Source organism: Sphingomonas lycopersici, assembly GCF_026130605.1.
In the GTDB taxonomy this organism is placed as follows: Bacteria; Pseudomonadota; Alphaproteobacteria; order Sphingomonadales; family Sphingomonadaceae; genus Sphingomonas; species Sphingomonas lycopersici.
In genome coordinates this window covers 144,933-162,611 of the sequence record NZ_JANFAU010000002.1, presented here as the reverse complement: position 1 = coordinate 162,611, position 17,679 = coordinate 144,933, and the positions used below count along the sequence as shown (strand labels likewise).

General features: G+C 66.7%; 16 protein-coding genes and 1 tRNA gene. 10 read left to right on the top strand and 7 right to left on the bottom strand.

Going from position 1 to position 17,679, the window contains the following annotated elements; genetic code table 11:
* Window positions 1-166: 166 nt before the first annotated feature.
* Window positions 167-379, bottom strand: a complete 213-nt coding sequence (locus tag NED98_RS03985; RefSeq protein ID WP_265269246.1) for a hypothetical protein — start codon at window positions 377-379, stop codon at window positions 167-169.
* An 86-nt stretch (window positions 380-465) separates the two neighbouring features.
* Between NED98_RS03985 and NED98_RS03980 the strand changes: the two genes are divergently transcribed.
* From NED98_RS03980 to NED98_RS03955, 6 genes are all read left to right on the top strand, one after another.
* Window positions 466-1,002, top strand: coding sequence for a hypothetical protein (locus tag NED98_RS03980; protein WP_265312015.1), 537 nt, complete (start codon window positions 466-468; stop codon window positions 1,000-1,002).
* A gap of 483 nt (window positions 1,003-1,485) precedes the next feature.
* A complete protein-coding gene (locus NED98_RS03975; RefSeq protein WP_265312014.1) occupies window positions 1,486-2,868 on the top strand; it encodes a M20/M25/M40 family metallo-hydrolase in 1,383 nt (460 codons plus the stop codon).
* Window positions 2,869-3,006: 138 nt separating this feature from the next.
* Window positions 3,007-3,492: an asparaginase domain-containing protein gene (locus tag NED98_RS03970; protein ID WP_432423289.1), complete on the top strand. Its 486-nt coding sequence runs from the start codon at window positions 3,007-3,009 to the stop codon at window positions 3,490-3,492.
* Window positions 3,489-4,937 carry a glycosyltransferase family 39 protein gene (locus NED98_RS03965; RefSeq protein ID WP_265312012.1) on the top strand — a complete coding sequence of 483 codons (1,449 nt, stop codon included), beginning with the start codon at window positions 3,489-3,491 and terminating at the stop codon, window positions 4,935-4,937. Before NED98_RS03970 ends, NED98_RS03965 begins: the two co-directional genes overlap by 4 nt.
* A gap of 86 nt (window positions 4,938-5,023) precedes the next feature.
* Complete coding sequence (locus NED98_RS03960) at window positions 5,024-8,344, top strand: trifunctional glycoside hydrolase family 18/polysaccharide deacetylase/glycosyltransferase family 2 protein (protein ID WP_265312011.1); 3,321 nt, start codon at window positions 5,024-5,026, stop codon at window positions 8,342-8,344.
* 283 nt (window positions 8,345-8,627) lie between these two features.
* The gene (locus NED98_RS03955) at window positions 8,628-9,587 is read left to right on the top strand and encodes a PEPxxWA-CTERM sorting domain-containing protein (protein ID WP_265312010.1); all 960 of its coding nucleotides are present in this window, start codon (window positions 8,628-8,630) and stop codon (window positions 9,585-9,587) included.
* A gap of 19 nt (window positions 9,588-9,606) precedes the next feature.
* Here NED98_RS03955 and NED98_RS03950 read toward each other — a convergent pair whose 3' ends face one another.
* The 5 genes from NED98_RS03950 to NED98_RS03930 form a co-directional block, all read right to left on the bottom strand.
* The gene (locus NED98_RS03950) at window positions 9,607-10,899 is read right to left on the bottom strand and encodes a sensor histidine kinase (protein ID WP_265312009.1); all 1,293 of its coding nucleotides are present in this window, start codon (window positions 10,897-10,899) and stop codon (window positions 9,607-9,609) included.
* 53 nt (window positions 10,900-10,952) lie between these two features.
* A complete protein-coding gene (locus NED98_RS03945) occupies window positions 10,953-11,639 on the bottom strand; it encodes a winged helix-turn-helix domain-containing protein (RefSeq protein ID WP_179511542.1) in 687 nt (228 codons plus the stop codon).
* Window positions 11,636-12,013 (bottom strand): PDZ domain-containing protein, encoded by a 378-nt coding sequence (locus tag NED98_RS03940; protein WP_265269238.1) that lies wholly within the window; start codon window positions 12,011-12,013, stop codon window positions 11,636-11,638. The genes NED98_RS03945 and NED98_RS03940 overlap by 4 nt, the downstream gene beginning before the upstream one ends.
* Before the next feature lie 211 nt (window positions 12,014-12,224).
* Window positions 12,225-12,301 (bottom strand) — tRNA-Pro (locus NED98_RS03935).
* A gap of 205 nt (window positions 12,302-12,506) precedes the next feature.
* Window positions 12,507-12,812 (bottom strand): putative quinol monooxygenase, encoded by a 306-nt coding sequence (locus tag NED98_RS03930; RefSeq protein ID WP_179511540.1) that lies wholly within the window; start codon window positions 12,810-12,812, stop codon window positions 12,507-12,509.
* Between the two features lie 266 nt (window positions 12,813-13,078).
* Between NED98_RS03930 and yajC the strand changes: the two genes are divergently transcribed.
* Genes yajC through NED98_RS03910 form a run of 4 tightly spaced genes read left to right on the top strand, consistent with a single transcriptional unit; the run spans window position 13,079 to window position 16,382 of the window.
* Window positions 13,079-13,417 (top strand): preprotein translocase subunit YajC, encoded by a 339-nt coding sequence (yajC, locus tag NED98_RS03925; RefSeq protein WP_179511539.1) that lies wholly within the window; start codon window positions 13,079-13,081, stop codon window positions 13,415-13,417.
* A 1-nt stretch (window position 13,418) separates the two neighbouring features.
* Window positions 13,419-15,023, top strand: a complete 1,605-nt coding sequence (gene secD / locus NED98_RS03920) for a protein translocase subunit SecD (protein ID WP_179511538.1) — start codon at window positions 13,419-13,421, stop codon at window positions 15,021-15,023.
* 15 nt (window positions 15,024-15,038) lie between these two features.
* Complete coding sequence (secF, locus tag NED98_RS03915) at window positions 15,039-16,004, top strand: protein translocase subunit SecF (RefSeq protein WP_179511537.1); 966 nt, start codon at window positions 15,039-15,041, stop codon at window positions 16,002-16,004.
* 9 nt (window positions 16,005-16,013) lie between these two features.
* Entirely contained in the window at window positions 16,014-16,382 is a 369-nt protein-coding gene (locus NED98_RS03910; protein ID WP_265312008.1) for an Mth938-like domain-containing protein, read from the top strand.
* Here NED98_RS03910 and NED98_RS03905 read toward each other — a convergent pair.
* The gene (locus NED98_RS03905; protein ID WP_265312007.1) at window positions 16,367-17,527 is read right to left on the bottom strand and encodes a glycosyltransferase; all 1,161 of its coding nucleotides are present in this window, start codon (window positions 17,525-17,527) and stop codon (window positions 16,367-16,369) included. The two genes, NED98_RS03910 and NED98_RS03905, sit on opposite strands and share 16 nt — an antisense overlap.
* Window positions 17,528-17,679 lie beyond the last annotated feature (152 nt).

Sequence of the window (17,679 nt, the reverse complement as noted above, 5' to 3'; positions counted from 1 at the left end):
GCCGGGGCCCAGTCACCACCGGCCCGCCGCTGGACCCCGGCCTGCGCCGCGGTGGTTATCACCTCTTATGTCCCCACGAAGGCGGGGACCCAGCCTGGGCTCCCGCCTTCACGCGAGCACATAAAGGTAGCGGCACGATTGTCATAGCGCGCGCCGCCCGCGCTCCTCAAATGTGATTATGCGGCCCTTCACCGCGGCCCTTCGCGCCAACCCACGGCGGCAGGAATGTCGCGAGACACCCGCGTTTCTCCGCCGGTTCGTTGCGGATCGTCTGCGGCGGCTTCTTCGACGGGTGGTTGGCCGGCGACGCCGGATCGACCAAAGCCTCGTCCAGCACTTCCTCGACGGGGTTGTCTTTTTTCTTGTCGCTCATCGTCATTCCGCGCCTCCTTCTGCGCTGAACCGATCGGCGCCCGTGCTGGTTCCGGTTGAGCGCGAGCGCGTGCCTCGTCATATCTACATACCATGCGTCGTCGTATCTTGCCCGCCGGTTCCGCGCTTGCCGCGCTTGCCCTCGCCTCCTGCGTCAGCGCCCCGCCCGCCCCGCCGCCGGTGGTCCGTGCCCCGGCGCCCGCGCCGCCACCGCCTGCCGTCACCGCACCGCCGCCGCTCGCCGACGATTGGCGCGACTGGCCGCTGACGCCCGGCACCTGGCGCTACGCCGCCGACAGCCGCGGCACGCGTGCGATGTTCGGCGACGGCGGCGATGCGGTCGTCGTGCTGCGTTGCGACCGGAGCGAGCGGCGGATGTATCTTTCGCGCACCGGCGCCGGGATCGCGCCGATCACCGTGCGCACCAGCAGCGTGAGTCGCGCGGTGGCGGTGCAGCCGACCGGCGGCGCGCAGCCCTATGTCGCCGCCGCGCTCGCGATCAACGATCCGTTGCTCGATGCGATGGCGTTCAGCCGTGGGCGATTCGTCATCCAGCAGCAGGGCGCGGCGACGCTGGTGATTCCCGCTTATGCCGAAGTCGGGCGGGTGATCGAAGATTGTCGGGGGTGAAACGAGTCGCGATCTGAAATGGAGCGCAACAGCCATCGAAGATCGTTCAAAACATCTTTAAAAACAAGACTTGTTTATTCCGACCCGACGCCCGAAATAACCAGCGTGGGTCAAGCCACAATACGTCTTCAACCAGCGAAAGGAGGTGATCCGATGTCTCATGGTTCAGCAATGGGGTCGGTTCAGTTCGTTCGGGGGACGCGCTTCTAACACCGCCGGGCCGCGCCGGGAGGTATCCTCCTCCAATCAACGACGCGGTTCATAGGTACGGAGGCTCGCATGGTCTCCCGGGCTGGAACTCTCCGGCCGCTGACCATGTTTAGGGGTTGTCGGGCGCCGTTTCGGCGGCGTCCGACAACCTCTTCTCATATCTGCTTCCCGCCGTTTCCGATCTTCTCCGCGCCGTCGGAGAATTAAGTCTTTCGGCTTGCAGCCCGCCGCGTTAGCGTCATTCCTTCAGGGTCAAACCAAAAAAGGTGGCGCATGAAAACGACTGGTCTTGCCGTAGCTATTTCCCTCCTGCTGGCAGGGACGGCGCAAGCGGCGCCGGCCGGCAACGCCGCCGATAATGCGCTGGCGATCGCCAAGCGCGCGATCGCGTTTCGCAGCGTCCAGGGGCCCGGCAACCAGACCCCGGAGCTGGCCCGCTACCTCAAGCAATTGTTCGTCGAAGCGGGCTTTTCCGCCGATGACGTGACGGTCGAGCCGGTCGACGACACCGCCTATCTGCTGCTGCGCTGGCGCGGCACCGCCCCGAAGGCGAAGCCGCTTGTCATTTCCGGCCATATGGATGTCGTAGAGGCAAAACCGGCCGACTGGCAGCGCGATCCCTTCACTCCTGTCGTCGAGAACGGCTATTTGTTCGGCCGCGGCGCGACCGATATGAAGCTCGATCTCGCGATGGTTACCGCGACGGTGATCGACATGAAGCGCGCAGGCTACAAGCCGAAGCGCGATCTGATCCTCGCTTATTCGGGCGACGAGGAAACGACGATGAAGACCTCGGCGATCCTCGCCTCCAAGGTGAAGGGCGCGGAGATGGTGCTCAACGTCGACGGCGGCGGCGGGATGCTCAGCGAGGACGGCAAGCCGAAATATTTCTCGATCAGCGCCGCCGAAAAGACCTATGCCGATTTCCAGCTCGAGGTGACCAACCCCGGCGGGCATAGCTCGGCACCGCGCAAGGTGAATGCGATCAACGAATTGGCCGCGGCGCTCGTCCGCATCGGCAATTATCGCTTCACCCCGCAGCTCTCGCCGATCACCAAGGCCTATTTCGACGGCGCCGCCCCGCTGCAGACCCCCGAAATCGGCGCGGCGATGAAGGCGTTCGCCGCCAATCCCGCCGACGAAAAGGCGATCGAGACGCTCGCGGCGAGCCCGGCCTATGTCGGGCAGATCGGCACCACCTGCGTCTCGACGATGCTGTCGGGCGGGCATGCGCTCAACGCGCTGCCGCAACGCGCGACCGCCAACATCAATTGCCGCATCTTCCCCGGGGTGAAGCCCGCTGCGGTGATGGCCGAGCTGGAGAAGGTCGCGGCCGATCCCGGCGTGAAGTTCAAGGACGTCACCGAAGGCTCCAACCCCACCGACGCCTCGCCGCTGCGCCCCGATCTGATGAATGCGGTGACCAAGGCGATCCGTTCGGTGCGGCCGGGGGTGCCGGTGTTCCCGTCGATGTCGGCGGGGGCGAGCGATTCGATGCACTTCCGCGCGGTCGGCATCCCGAGCTACGGGGTCAGCCCGATCTTCATCAAGGAATCGGACGAGTTCAGTCACGGCCTCAACGAGCGCACCCCGGTGGATAACGTGCCGCTCGGCGTGACCTATTATCGCTCGCTGCTGACCGACCTGACGAAATAAGACGAGCAGCAGACCAACCTTCTCCCCCGCCCTTCACCAGGAAGAGGAGCAAAAGGGTGACGACGGGGCCGCGTAAAACCCGGGTTCTGCTGACGGCCGATCCGTTCTAGGAGGCGGCCGGAAGCAAGAGGTTGGATGATGGCGGATATATTGGTGCTCACCACCGGGGGCACGATCGACAAGCTCTATTTCGACGCGCTCAGCGAATATCAGATCGGCGACAGCGTGGTCGATCGGCTGCTCGCCACCGCACGCGTCAAGAAGCCGTTCCGCGTCGAAGGGCTGATGCGCAAGGACAGCCTCGAGCTCGACGACGCCGATCGCGCCGCGATCGCCAGGGCGGTGGCTGACGCGCCCGAAAGCCATATCGTCATCACCCACGGCACCGACACGATGACCGAAACCGCCAAGGCGCTCCAGCCGATCGCGGGCAAGACGATCGTGCTGGTCGGCGCGCTGGCGCCGGCGCGTTTCGCGGACAGCGACGCGACCTTCAACCTCGGCATGGCCTTCGCCACCGCGCAGATCGCCCCCGCCGGGGTGTGGATCGCGATGAACGGCACGGTGTTCGCCGCCGATCGCGTGCGCAAGGATCGCGCCGCCAACGCCTTCGTCGCGGTGTGACAAACGCCGGCGGGCGGCTTCGCCCGATCAGGATCGTGCTGTTCCTGCTCGTCTGGGCCAGTTGCAGCTGGTTCGGATCGTGGGAGATGAACACCAACAATGCGGTCCGCCTGTTCGCCACGTTGGTGATGGTCGAGCGCGGCGAGGCAACGATCGACCAGTTCGATTCGGCGACCACCGACAAGGCGCAGTTCGGCGGGCATCTCTATCTCGACAAAGCGCCGGGGATGTCGCTGATGGCGATCCCGGCGGTCGCGGCGCTCCACGCGCTGTCGCCTGCGCGCAGCGGCGATTATGCGATCTTCACCTCCGCCAGCCCGTTCGCGCGGTTTATCCGCGTGCGCACCCGGCTGGCAGTGGCGACCGGCCCCGCGTTGCTCACCGCGATCGCCGCGATGCTGTTGTTCGACCTTGCCCTGATGCTCACCGGCAGCGCCCCCGCGGCGCTCGCCGCCGCGATCGGCTATGGGCTCGGCACCCCGGCCTGGGCTTGGTCGACCTCTTTGCTCGGCCACGCCCCCGTCGCGGCCTTGTTCATCATCGCCTTATGGGCCGGGGTCCGCGCGACACGCGGCGCCGAGACGCGGCGCTGGCCCGCCTTCGTGCTCGGGCTGAGCCTCGGCTGGGCGGTGGTGATCGAATATCCCACGGTCATCGCCGGCACCGCCATCGCCTTATGGGCGACATGGCGCGCGTGGCGTCGCGCCGACCGCGTGACGGTGATCGGGCTCGCCGCGCTCGGCGGGATCATCGGGTTGCTGCCGCTCGCCGCGTATAATCTGTTCGCGTTCGGCGATCCGTTCCAGCTCGGTTACGAAGGCGTGGTCGGGTTCGACGGGATGAACCGCGGGCTGTTCGGCATCGGCGTGCCCGATCCGGCGGTGCTGTGGAACATCACGCTGGGGCATAAGCGCGGGCTGCTGTGGTTCGCGCCCGCGCTGCTGCTCGGGTTGTGGGGACTGTTCCTGATGATCCGCGCGCGCGCCACCCGCGATATCGGGATCGTCGTCGCGGCGGTGGTGGCGATCACGCTGCTGATCAATGCCGGCTATTATTACTGGGACGGCGGCAATTCCACCGGCCCGCGCCACTCGATCCCGCTCGTCGGGGTGCTCGCGCTCGGCATCGCCCCCGCCTGGGCGGCGCGCGGGCGCGGGATCGGTCGCTACCTGCCCGCGGAGGTGATCCTGCTGTCGATCGCGATCAACGCCTGCATGGCCGCGACGGATATCTACGGCAGCCCGATCGTGTCGTTCCAATTGCGCGACGTGGTGTTCGTGCCGTTCCTCAACGGCCATCTGCGCACCTTCGCCAGCGACTGGATGAACTGGTCGCCTGGTGCCGGCTTCATCCTGTGGGAAACGCTGGCGCTGCCCGCATTGATCTGGCTCGCGCTGGCGGCGCGGCGCATCGGCAGCGTCGGTCCCGAAATGACAAAAGCTTAATGCGCAGAACACCGCATCTGCGGCGGGGCTTGCTATAGCGGCCCGCACGCGCGCAGGATGAAAAGGCGCGATCCGGGAACGATAAATTGAATACTCCGATCTTCTACGATCCCAGCGGCCGGCGGGGCACACGGGCGCGACGCTCGGTCGCGCTTCTGATCGCGCTGATCATGCTGGTGGCATTCGCTTTTGCCACGACGCTCGTCGCAGTCCCATCGGGGCCGGGGCTGCCGTTGCCGTTCGCGCATCGCCAGGCGCAGCCGTTCAACCCCAAGGCGACGCCGAGCGGCCGAGTCTCCTCGCGCTGGCTGCCGCATATCGCGCGCAACACCCGGCCGGCCAAAGGCACCGGCGGCAAGCCGGTGACGATCGGATTCTACGCCCCCAGCTTCGACGGCGGGATCACCTCGCTCCAGCGCAATATCAACGCGCTCGACTGGGTGGTGCCGGCGATCCTGACCAGCGACGCCAATGGCAATATCTATCAGGCGCGCGCGCCGCGGCTGGCGCAGGTGCTCGCCTCGGCGCAACACCCGCCCAAGCTGCTGCCGATGGTGCAGAATATCGTCAACCAGCAATGGGACGGCAAAGGCGTCGCGACGATGCTGCGCAGCCCCGCGCGACGCAAGGCGCTGATCGACAAGCTCGTCGCGACCGTCGCCAATGTCCGCGCCTCCGGGCTGGTGATGGATTACGAAAGCCTGCCGCCCGAGGCGTTGCCCGCCTATGTCTCGTTCCTCGACCAGCTCAACAGGGCGCTGCCGCAGAGTGCGACGCTGGCCGTCACCGTCCCCGCGGGCGAGCCCGAATGGCGCCTCGCGAGCTTCGCGCGGGTCGTCGATAACGTCATCCTGATGGCCTATGACGAACATTGGCAGAGCGGGTCGGCCGGGCCGATCGCCTCGCAGCCGTGGTTCGTCCAGGTGGTCGAGGATGCGCTGCACCAGGTCGGGCACGACAAGCTGATCGTCGCGCTCGGCAGCTATGGCTATGACTGGCATGATAATACCGCCGACACGATGGCGGTGGAAGAAGCGTGGCTCGCCGCGCGCGACAGCCAGGCGCCGATCACCTTCGATCCCGCCAGCGGCAACGCCGGCTTCGCCTATGACGAGGACAATACTCAGCATCAGATCTGGATGCTCGATGCGGCGACGAGCTGGAACCAGTTCGTCGTGCTGCGCAAGCTGGGCATCGCCAATATCGCGATGTGGCGGCTCGGCACCGAGGATCCGGGGTTCTGGAACGCGCTTGCCGCCTTCCGCACCACCTTGCCCAACAAGGTGCCGGTGCTCAGCCGGATCCAGTCGTTCCTCAACGTCGACGTCGAGGGATCGGGCGAGATCCTGCGCATCACCTCCTCCCCCACCGAGGGTGTGCGCCGGGTGAAATACGACAAGGATGCGATGATCCGGCGCGAGGATTATGTCTCGCTGCCGACGCCCTATGTCGTCCAGCGCACCGGCGCGGTGCCGAAGAAGATCGCGCTGACCTTCGACGACGGCCCCGATGCGGAATGGACGCCCAAGATCCTCGATATCCTCGAGCGCGAGCATGTTCCCGCCACCTTCTTCGTGATCGGCGAGAATGCGCTCCAGCATCCACAGCTGCTGCGCCGCATCGTCGCCGGCGGGTCCGAGATCGGCAACCATACCTATACCCACCCCAATCTCGCGCTGAGCAACGACCAGACCGTCAATCTGGAGCTCAACACGACGCAGCGGCTGGTGCAGGCCTATACCGGGCGGTCGATGACGCTGTTCCGCGCGCCCTATTTCGGCGACGCGGAGCCGACCACGACCGACGAACTCGGCCCGGCGCTAATCGCGCAGCAGCACGGCTATACCGTCGTCGGGCTGCACGTCGATCCCAACGACTGGCAGCGCCCCGGCACCGACGAAATCGTGCGCCAGGTGCTCCAGCAGGTCGATGACGAGACCCCGGACCGCTCGACCAATGTCGTGCTGCTCCACGACGGCGGCGGCGACCGCCAGCAGACGATCGAGGCGTTGCCGCAGATCATCGCCGGGCTGCGCGCGCGCGGCTACAGCTTCGTCACCGCCTCGGGGCTGGTCAACATCCCGCAATCGGTGGCGATGCCCGAGGTGACCGGGCGCGATCTGCTCGCGGTGCGGACCGATGTCGGCATCTTCATCGCGCTGGCGCTTGCCTCGGTGGCGCTGTCCTGGCTGTTCTATGTCGCGATCGCGCTCGGCATCGCCCGCGCAGTGCTGATGGCCGGGCTCGCCTGGCTGCAGACGCGCCGACGTCGTGCGGTACCGCCCGATTTCCACCCCGCGGTCTCGGTGATCATCCCGGCGTATAACGAGGAGCGCGTGATCGTCTCCTCGGTCCGCCGCGTGCTCGCCAGCGACTATCCGGGGCTCGAGGTGATCGTCGCCGACGACGGATCGAAGGACCGCACCAGCGCGCTCGTATCCGAAGCCTTTGCCGACGATCCGCGCGTCACGCTGATGACGTTGGTCAACGGCGGCAAGGCCGCCGCGCTCAACCGCGCGCTGGCGCAGGCGAGCGGCGAGGTGGTGATCGCGCTCGATGCCGATACCCAGTTCGAACCCGAGACGATCGCGCGGCTCACCCGCTGGTTCGCCGATCCCGCGATCGGCGCGGTGGCGGGCGACGCGCGCGTCGGCAACCGGGTCAACCTCGTCACGCGCTGGCAGGCGATCGAATATATCACCGCGCAGAACCTCGAGCGGCGCGCGCTCGCCGGGTTCGACGCGATGACGGTGGTGCCGGGCGCGGTCGGGGCGTGGCGCCGTACGGCGCTCGAATCGGTCGGCGGCTATCCGGAGAATACGCTGGCCGAGGATCAGGATCTGACGATCGCGATCCAGCGCGCGGGCTGGCGCGTCTCCTACGATCCGCGCGCAGTGGCGTGGACCGAGGCGCCCGAAACCTTCCGCGCGCTCGCCAAGCAGCGTTACCGCTGGGCGTTCGGCACGCTGCAATGCCTGTGGAAGCATCGCGGGGTGATCGCCAGCGGCAAGCCCCCCGGGCTCGCGCATGTCGGGCTGCCGCAGGCGTGGCTGTTCCAGATCGCCTTCGCCGCCATCTCCCCGCTGATCGACCTGGCGCTGATCGTCTCGATCGTCGGCACGATCATGCGCGTCGCCCAGCACGGCTGGGCGCAGACCAGCGGCGATGTCGGGAAAATGGGGCTCTACTGGCTGAGCTTCACCGCGATCGATGTGATCTGCGGCTGGATCGCTTATCGCCTCGACGGACGGAAGGTGCGTTACCCCGCCTTCCTGCTCGTCGCGCAGCGGCTGGTCTATCGCCAGATCATGTATTGGGTCGTGCTCCGTGCGATCAGCTCGGCGATCGGCGGCTGGGTGGTCGGCTGGGGCAAATTGGAACGCTCGGGCCGGGTGCAGGCGGCTTAGGGCATCGAGCCCGTTCCGGCCTTCAACGGGATCGTCCTTCCCTCTTTATGTCCCCGCGAAGGGCCCCCATCAAAGTATTACTTTGATGGGAACCCACGACGGGGACCCAGTCTGGGCTCCCGCCTTCGCGGGAGCACAAGTGCGGCTCGACGTGATCACGACTGAACGCCCGACGGCTCTAAGCAGCCGCGCCAAAGTTCACGAAGTTCACACGTGTGACGGCCTGCGAGGCGGCTCCAACACGCGCGATGCGATGAGTAAACTTATGTAAAATCCGAGCGCTTTGTTTCAGGTTGGCACGATAAATCGAGAATTAACCATTCAAGGCTGCCGCCAAATCTCGCAGATCGACCTCAAGCGGATTGGAAATCCATTACGCGATCAACCGGTGTTGCGAGAAATGGCGATGAACATTTTTGATTCCCTGACGCGTAAAGCGATGTCTTCGTTCGTATTCGCAATCGCGGCGGTCGCGACCCAGATATCTCCGGCACTCGCCGGTCCGAACCACCAGTTCGTCGTCAATGGCGGGTTCGAACAAGCGACGCGGGATTCCGGGCAGATCGGGACGGTCACCCTGGTGACGGGATGGAATTCGACTCTCAAGGGGGACCTGTCGAAACTGAGCGCCGATCGATATGCGTTCCTTGGCGACGACCAGGAATTTACGACGACCGGCGTTCTCGGCAGGAAGGGAGGACATCTCGGTTTGTGGGGTCCGGGAAAGGGTGCCGACAACGGTTTTGCCTCCAGTTCGAACGGCGGCAATTTCATCGCCGCGGACGGCGCCTGGTATCAGGGGGCGATCAGCCAGCTCGTCACCGGGCTGATCGTGGGCCAAGCCTATAGCGTTTCGTTCGAGTGGGCCGCAGCTCAGCAATATGGCTTCGATGGCGCGCCGACCGCCGGCTGGTCCTTCGGGGTGACGAGCGATCCGACCAAGGCGAAAAACGGAACCTACGGCGCGACGCCGACCGTCACCGTCCCGGAACACGGCTTTATCAACTGGACTAACCAGACCTTCGATTTCGTCGCCGATTCGACCTCCTCCTATCTCTATTTCATCGCCGAGGGCGCCCCCACCGGGCAGCCGCCCTTCTCGCTGCTCGACAATGTCTCGCTGACCGGCCCGCATGCCGCCGCCGTCCCCGAGCCGGGGACCTGGGCGATGATGATCATCGGCTTCGGCGCGGTCGGCGGGGTGATGCGCCGGCAGGCGCGGGCGCGGCGGCTGGCAGTGTAAGAGCCCCCGCCGTCCGCGCCTAACGCAGCAACGTCATCGTCGCGGTGAGGCCGGGGGCATTGTCGCCCAGCGTCAACCGCCCGCCGTGGAGATGCGCCACCGCCGCGACGAGCGACAGCCCGAGCCCCGCCCCGCCCTCCTGTCGCGCGGTATCGAGCCGGCCAAAGCGTTTCAGTGCGTCTTCGCGCGCCTCGGGGGGGATGCCGGGGCCGTGATCCGCGACGGCGATCGCCACCTCGCGCGGGGTCGCTTCGGCGGAGAGCGTCACCTCTCCCGCGCCATATTTCAGCGCATTGTCGACGAGGTTGGCGAGCGCCTGCCCGAGCATCTCGCGATTGGCGTGGATCATGATCGGCCCGTCGGCCCGGGTCGTGACGCTCATCCCGCGATCCTCGGCGAGCGGGCCGAACATATCGGCCAGGTCGGCGAGCATCACCGCGACGTCCATATCGCCGAACGCCTCGCGCCCGAGCCCGGCCTCGGCACGGGTGATGCGCAGCGCGGTATCGAGCATCGCCAGCAGCCGTTCGCCCTCGTCCATCGCGCGCAGGATCATCGCGCGTCCGGCCTCGTCGGGCGCGGCGGCGAGCGCGCGCTCCAGCGTCGCGCGCAGCCGGGTGAGCGGCGCGCGCAGATCGTGCGCCAGCCCGTCGGTCGCCACCTTCAGCTCGCCGACCAGCGCGGCGATGCGATCGAGCATCGCATTGACCGCCAGCGCGAGCGATTCGAACGCGTCGCTTCCCCCGCGCAGCGGCACGCGGCGCGACAGATCGCCCGCCGCGACCGCATCCGCGGTCGCCACGGTGCGTCCGAGCCGGCGCTCGATCATCCGCGCGGCGAACACCCCTGCCATCCCGGCGAAGATCAGCGCGAGCGCCATCGCGAGCAGCATTGCCTCCTCCATCGCGCGGGCGAAGCGCAATTCGCTTTCGATGACATGCCCGGTCAGCATCCGCGCGCCGTTGGGCAAACGGGTGGCGACGACGCGCATCCGTTCCGAAAGCTCGCGGTCGATGCGGAAGATCTCGATCGTCTGCGGCTCGCCCCCGGCGATCACAGTCGGCGGCCAATCGGCGACATTGCCCGCCAGAAAGCGGCCGTCGCGATCGACCAGCAACAGCACGAGCTGCGGCCCACGCGCGCGGATCAGCCGCGTCACCGCCGCCTGGGTCGCGCCGATCCCGCCGCGGCGATAGGTGTCGATCAGGTTGTGGCGCACCCGTTCTGCGCCCCGCCCGGCGGCGGCGGTGATCTGCCCGCGCGTGATCTCGCGCACGGTCAGCAACACGATCCCGGCGCCGGCGAGTTGCAATCCGAATACGAGCGCCGCGAAGCGCAGCGTCGTCGAGCGGGGCAGCCGCAGCCTTATCGCTCGACGCCCAGCTTATAACCTGCGCCGCGCACCGTATGCAGCAGCGGCCGGGCAAAGCCCTCGTCGATCTTCTTGCGCAGCCGGCTGATATGCACGTCGGTGACGTTGGTGCCGGGATCGAAGTGATAATCCCACACGCCTTCAAGCAGCATCGTGCGCGTCACCACCTGCTCGACATGGCGCAGCAGATATTCGAGCAGCCGGAATTCGCGCGGCTGGAGCTCGATCGGCTTGCCCGCGCGTTTCACGCGATGCGCAAGCAGATCCATCTCCAGATCGTCGCAGACAAGTTTGGTCTCGGGCGCATTGCCCCCCGCCTGCCCCCGCCGCACCAGCAGCCGCACCCGCGCGAGCAATTCGGCGAATACGAACGGCTTGGTGAGATAGTCGTCGGAGCCGGAGGTTAGCCCGGCGACGCGATCTTCCGGGGTGCTCATCGCCGAAAGGATCAGCACCGGGGTCGTCACCCCCGCGGCACGGATCGCGGCAAGCGCGGCCATGCCGTCGAGCCCGGGCAGCATCCGATCGAGGATGATGCAATCATATCCGCCGTCGGTCGCCTGGAACAGGCCATCGCGCCCGTTGTCGACGCGATCGACGACGAAGCCAGCCTCGCTCAGCCCGTTGGAGATATAATCGGCGGTCGAATCGTCATCTTCGACCAATAGGATCTTGCTCAAATCGCGCCTCCCGGCGCCTCCTTTAGCAAGGTCAATGTCTGGACGTCACCACCATCGCGCTTCACCTTCAACAATGTAGGCTCGGGACGCGCTTCGGCGGCGCGTAACGCGACGAGCGAGGCGTCGGTGGCGCCGTTCACTTCCTCGATCATGTCACCCACCTTCAGACCCGCCGACGCCTCCGCCCCACCGGTGCGCAGGCTGGTGACGACCAGCACATGTCGCTTGGCGCGGGTCACCGGGGAATAGGTCGCCCCGCCGACCGCGCCGCGGACCGGGCCGTGTGGCAGCCCGCCGGCGAGCAACCCGAACGCGCCCGCGCCGATCGCAGCGGCGCCGACGGCGGCCCAACTCGCGGCGCGCAGCCCGTTCATCGCCGGAAGCTCCGGTAAAGGGCGGCAGGACAAGGATAATATGAACGCGGCATGATCGATTTCCCGCGCCGATCGTGCGCCGTCGGCCCTTGAAGGCGGGTGGGCGCACCATGACAAATCCGTCATGACCGGATCGGCCGGATCGACGCAGCGCCGCGTCGGACGCGCGCGATGCGCGCCCGCGTCCCAACGTTGATGACAGGAAGAAAATTGGTCGGGGCGACAGGATTCGAACCTGCGACCCCCACACCCCCAGTGTGATGCGCTACCAGGCTGCGCTACGCCCCGACCGGAGGGCGGCCTCTACGCGCCCCCTGCCGACAACGCAAGCGGGTTGAGGCGTGTTTCTCGCCTCAATTCTCACAGTCAACTTGCCTCCCCTCCCTTGAACGAGGGATGGGTTGGCCCGGTGGGGCACGGTGTCGCGCACCTCATACCCACCCACCCCCAGCCCCTCCCTTCACCAGGGAGGGGGGAAGAGTGGTGGTATATCTCAGATCAGCTTGCGCCAATGCTGCCCGTCCCACGCATCGACCGCCATCTCGCGCGGCGCGTGGGCGCGGAGTGCGCGGCCGAAGGCTTTCTGGTGCTCGGCCGCGCCGTGCGCCGCCAGCGCCTCGACGCTCGCCCAGCGTTCGGCGACACGGATCAGATCGGGATTCTCGGTATCGAAGGCGAAACAATATTCGTCGCATCCCGCCTCGGTGCGCACCAGTTTCGCATGATCAGCGAACAATTGCGCGGCCTTGGCGCCCTCGCCTTCGGGCAGCAATATCGTGCCCATCACCAATATCGTCATCGTCTCTCCTATCGCTTGCCAGGTCAGCCATAAATTTAAAATGCTTCCCCGTCATTCCCGCGCAGGCAGGAATCCATTCTGGCTGGCGTCGCGGATAGAGGCGCAACGGCAGAGCTTATGGATTCCCGCCTGCGCGGGAATGACGGGGAGAAAGGGCTGGACGACCGGCTTAAACGCCGGCTCATGTTGCGCCAATATCGTTCCGATGTTAGCGGCGCAGGCTTCGCGGGCGAATTTCGTCCGCCCTTTAGTCATGAACGGGTAAAATGCTCATTTCTCCAGCTTACGCCCAGGTCGCCGGGGGCGCCGCGCAACAGGGTGGATTCGCCAGTTTCCTTGGCCTCGCGCCTTTGTTCCTGGTGTTCATCGTCTTCTATTTCCTGATGATCCGCCCGCAGCAACGCCGGATGAAGGCGCTGCAGAATGCGGTCGCCTCGGTGAAGAAGGGCGATTCGGTCGTCACCGCCGGGGGCGTCGTGGGCAAGGTGACCAAGGTGGAAGACGCCTTCGTCGAGGTGGAGATCGCCGCCAACACCCGCATCCGCGTGGTCAAGGCGACGCTGGCCGAGGTCAATCCGCTCGGCGGCAAGCCGGCGAACGACTGATATGCTCGATTTCCCGCGCTGGAAGGTCGCATCGATCTGGGCGCTTCTCGCGGTGCTGGTGGCGCTCGCCGTCCCCAGCCTGCTGCCGCAGCGCGTCACCGATGGCTGGGGGCGCTTCCCGCATCCGCGCGTCAACCTCGGGCTGGATCTCGCGGGGGGCAGCTATCTGCTGCTCGAAGCGGACGTGAACGATCTTCAGTCGAGCCGGCTGGAGCAGATGCGCGAACAGGTGCAGACCGAGATGCGCCGCCAGAACCCGCGGATCGAGATCGGCGATATCTCGACGCGCGACGGCAATCTCACCTTCATGCTGCGCGATCCGACGCAGGTCGACGCGGCGCGCGAGCGGCTGCTGTCGATCACCGGCGGCGGCGCGGGGATGACCGGCCAGCGCGAATGGGACATCCAGGTCGTCGACACCAGCCGTTTCGTGCTGACCCCGACGACCGCCGGGCTCAACCAGGCGGTCGACCGCGCGATGGGCGACGCGACCGAAGTGGTCCGCCGCCGTATCGACGAGCTCGGCACGCGCGAGCCGACGATCATCCGCCAGGGCTCGAGCCGCATCGTCGTCCAGGTGCCGGGGCTGCAGAACCCGCAGGCGCTGAAGGACCTGCTCGGCAAGACCGCCAAGCTCGAATTCAAGCTGGTCGATACCACTGCCACGCCCGATCAGCTGCGCAACAAGCAGGCGCCGATCGGCAGCCAGATCCTGCCCTATCCGAACAATCCCAGCGGGGTGCCGTTCATCGCGGTCAAGCGCTCGGCGATCATCACCGGCGACATGCTGACCGACGCGCGGCAGGAATTCTCGCCGCAGACCAACGAGCCGCAGGTCGCGATCACCTTCGACAGCCAGGGCGGGCGCCGCTTCGCCAAGGTGACGCAGGAGAATGTCAACAAGCCGTTCGCGATCATCCTCGACAATAGCGTGATCTCGGCCCCCAATATCAACGAGCCGATCATGGGCGGCCGGGCGTCGATCTCGGGCAGCTTCACGGTCGACACCGCCAACCAGCTCGCGATCGCGCTGCGCTCGGGCAAGCTGCCGGTGGCATTGAAGGTGGTCGAGGAATCAACCGTCGGCCCCGATCTCGGCGCGGATTCGATCCGCGCCGGCATCCTCGCCTCCGCGGTCGCGGTGGCGCTGGTCGTCGCCTTCATGTTCGTCACCTACGGGCGGTTCGGGCTTTATGCGAACCTCGCGGTGGTCATCAACGTGTTCGTCATCGTCGGCGTGCTCGCGCTGATCGGCGGCACGCTCACCCTGCCCGGCATCGCCGGCTTCGTGCTGACGATCGGCACCGCGGTCGACGCCAACGTGCTGATCAACGAGCGTATCCGCGAGGAACGGCATCGCGGACGATCGATCGTCCAATCGGTCGAATTGGGCTATAAGGAAGCGAGCCGCACGATTTTCGAGGCGAATATGACCCACGCCATTTCGGGCGTGATCATGTTCGTGCTCGGATCGGGGCCGGTGAAGGGCTTTGCGGTGGTGCTGCTGATCGGCATCGTCACCTCGGTGTTCACCGCGGTCACCTTCACCCGCATGCTGGTGGCTGGGTGGTTGCGCCGCACCAAGCCCAAGACGATCAACATCTGAGGCGAGCGAGATACGATGAAACTCCTGAAGCTCGTCCCCGACGATACCAATATCGATTTCGTTCGCCTGCGCGGCTGGGCATTCGGGCTGACGCTCGCGCTCAGCCTGCTCGCGATCGGGCTTACCTTTGCCAAGGGCCTCAACTTCGGCGTCGATTTCGAAGGCGGCCTGATGATCGAGGAGAAGTTCGCGACCGTTCCCGACCTCGATCGCGTCCGCCAGGTGGTTGACGCGCAGGGCGTCGGCGATGCCTCGTTGCAGCAGTTCGGCGATCCCAAGACGATCACGATCCGCCTCCCGGCGCAGAAGGGCGCCGACGAGGGCGCGACCAACGCCGTCGTCAAGAAGGTCGAGACCGCGCTGGCACAAAGCTTCCCCGGCGCGACGTTCAGCCGCTATTCCACCGTTTCGGGCAAGGTTTCGGGCGAGCTGATCCGCAACGGCGTGCTCGCAGTGGTGCTCGCCATCCTCGGCATCGGGCTGTTCGCGATCTTCCGCTTCGAGTGGCAGTTCGGCGTCTCGACGGTGGTGGCGATCGTCCACGATCTTTTGATGACATTGGGCTTTTTCGCGCTGTCGCGGTTCGAGTTCGATCTCAACATCGTCGCCGCGGTGCTGACGATCATCGGCTATTCGATCAACGACAAGATCGTCATCGACGATCGCATCCGCGAGAATATGCGCCGCTATCGCAAGATGGACATGCGTGAGATCATCAACCTGTCGGTCAACGAGACGCTGCCGCGTACGGTGATGACCTCGGTGACGATCCTGCTCGCGCTGCTCGCCTTGCTGTTCCTCGGCGGGCACGTGCTGCGCGGGTTCACCGCGGCGATGATCCTCGGCATCGTGGTCGGCACCTATTCGTCGATCTACGTGTCGTCGTCGCTGCTGATCACGCTCGGGCTGCGCGCCGAGCCGGTCGCGGGGCGTGGCGGCGCGGCGGACCGCGCCGAGCGCGTCGGCCCGCGCGAAGGCTGACCTTCGCCGGTGAAACTGGAACGCACGCGCGATCCCGCCGGGCCGATCGTCAAAGGGATCGGCCCCGGCGGGTTTCGCACCGACGACGGCATTTTCCCCGCGCTGATCATGACGGTCGATTCGGTGGCGGAATGGACCCCGCCGGCGCTTGAGGCACTTTCCGTCGACGACCTCGCGCCGCTGATCGCGGCGGTCCCCGAATTCATCCTGATCGGCACCGGCAGCGAGCTTTCGCGCCCGCCACGCGCGCTGGTGGCGGCTCTGGAAGAACGCGGCATCGGGGTCGAGGCGATGGACAGCCGCGCCGCGGCGCGCGCCTGGGGCGTGCTGCGCAACGAGGGGCGAACGATCGCCGCGGCGCTTTACCCCCTCGTCTGAACCAATCCCGCGAGATGCGCGTAAAGCGCGACGGTATTCGCTTCCCAGGTGAAGCCCAGCGCATGCGCGCGCACCACTTCGGCGGGCAACGGCGCGCCCAAGAGATCGGCGATCGCCGCGGCAAAGGGACCGGCCTCGCGTGGGACGATACGGCCGGCTGACGGCGCGGTTACCACCTCGGGCGCACCGCCGACCGGGGGCACGGCGATCGGCGTGCCGCAGGCAAGCGCCTCGACCCACACATTCGCCAGCCCCTCGGATGCGGAGGCAAGCGCCATGACGTCGGCGGCGGCGATCAGCGCAGGCAGTTGCGCGTGCGGCACGGCACCAAGCAACCGCACGCGATCACCGACGCCTGCACGCGCAATTTGCGCTTCCAACGCCCCCCGTGCCTCGCCCTCGCCCGCGATCAGCAAGGTTACACCGTCGAGCCGCGCGACCGCGTCGATCACCACATCATGGCCCTTGCGCGGGATGAGCGCGCCGACCGAAACGACCAGCGGCCCGGCGACCCCGAGCGCCGCTTTCGCCGCCGCGCGATCGGCCGGCGCGAACCGCGCGAGATCGACCCCGGTGTGATGTACCTTTACCTTCTCCGCCGGAATGCCGAGCGCGGCGATATCGTCAGCCATCGCGCGGGACACCGCGAGCAATCCGTCCGCCGCCAGACCGGCGTCGCGGACCTGCCGCGCCGTTGCCGCGGCATGACCCCAGTGGTGAATATCCGCCCCGCGCGCCTTGATCGATACCGGGATGCCGCGCTCCCGGCCGAGTGCGATCGCCACCGGCCCGTCGGGGAAGAAGAAGGAGGCGTCGATGACGTCGAATTCGCGTCCGCGAATCCCCCGTCGCACCGCGCGCAGCAGCGCCGATGCGTGAAACCGCCCCGCGGTGCCCGGCAGCACCGTGAAGCGCGGGCGCAGCACCTCGACGCCCTTCCACGTCTCATGTGTCGGAACCGCCGCAAACTGGCGATAGCGCGGGTGTCGCGAGAGCGGCCAGGGCGGTACGCCGATTCCCGCTACCACGGTCAGCGCGACATCGGGACGCGCGGCGAGCCCAAGCGTCTGCCGCTCGACGAACACCCCGAAATTGGGCCGCGAAGCGTCGGGAAACAGGGTCGAAAGGGTCAGCACGCGAAGCATTGGGCGATGCCTTAGCCGAGCCGGGTTAAGGCATCGTGGTTAAACCGGGGTCACCTATCCCGTTCGCTCTTGGCAAAGCGCGTCCTGGCGTTCGGGAGTTCGGCCGCCCTTCGACAAGCTCAGGGTGAACGGCTTCGATTTCGGGCGCGGTG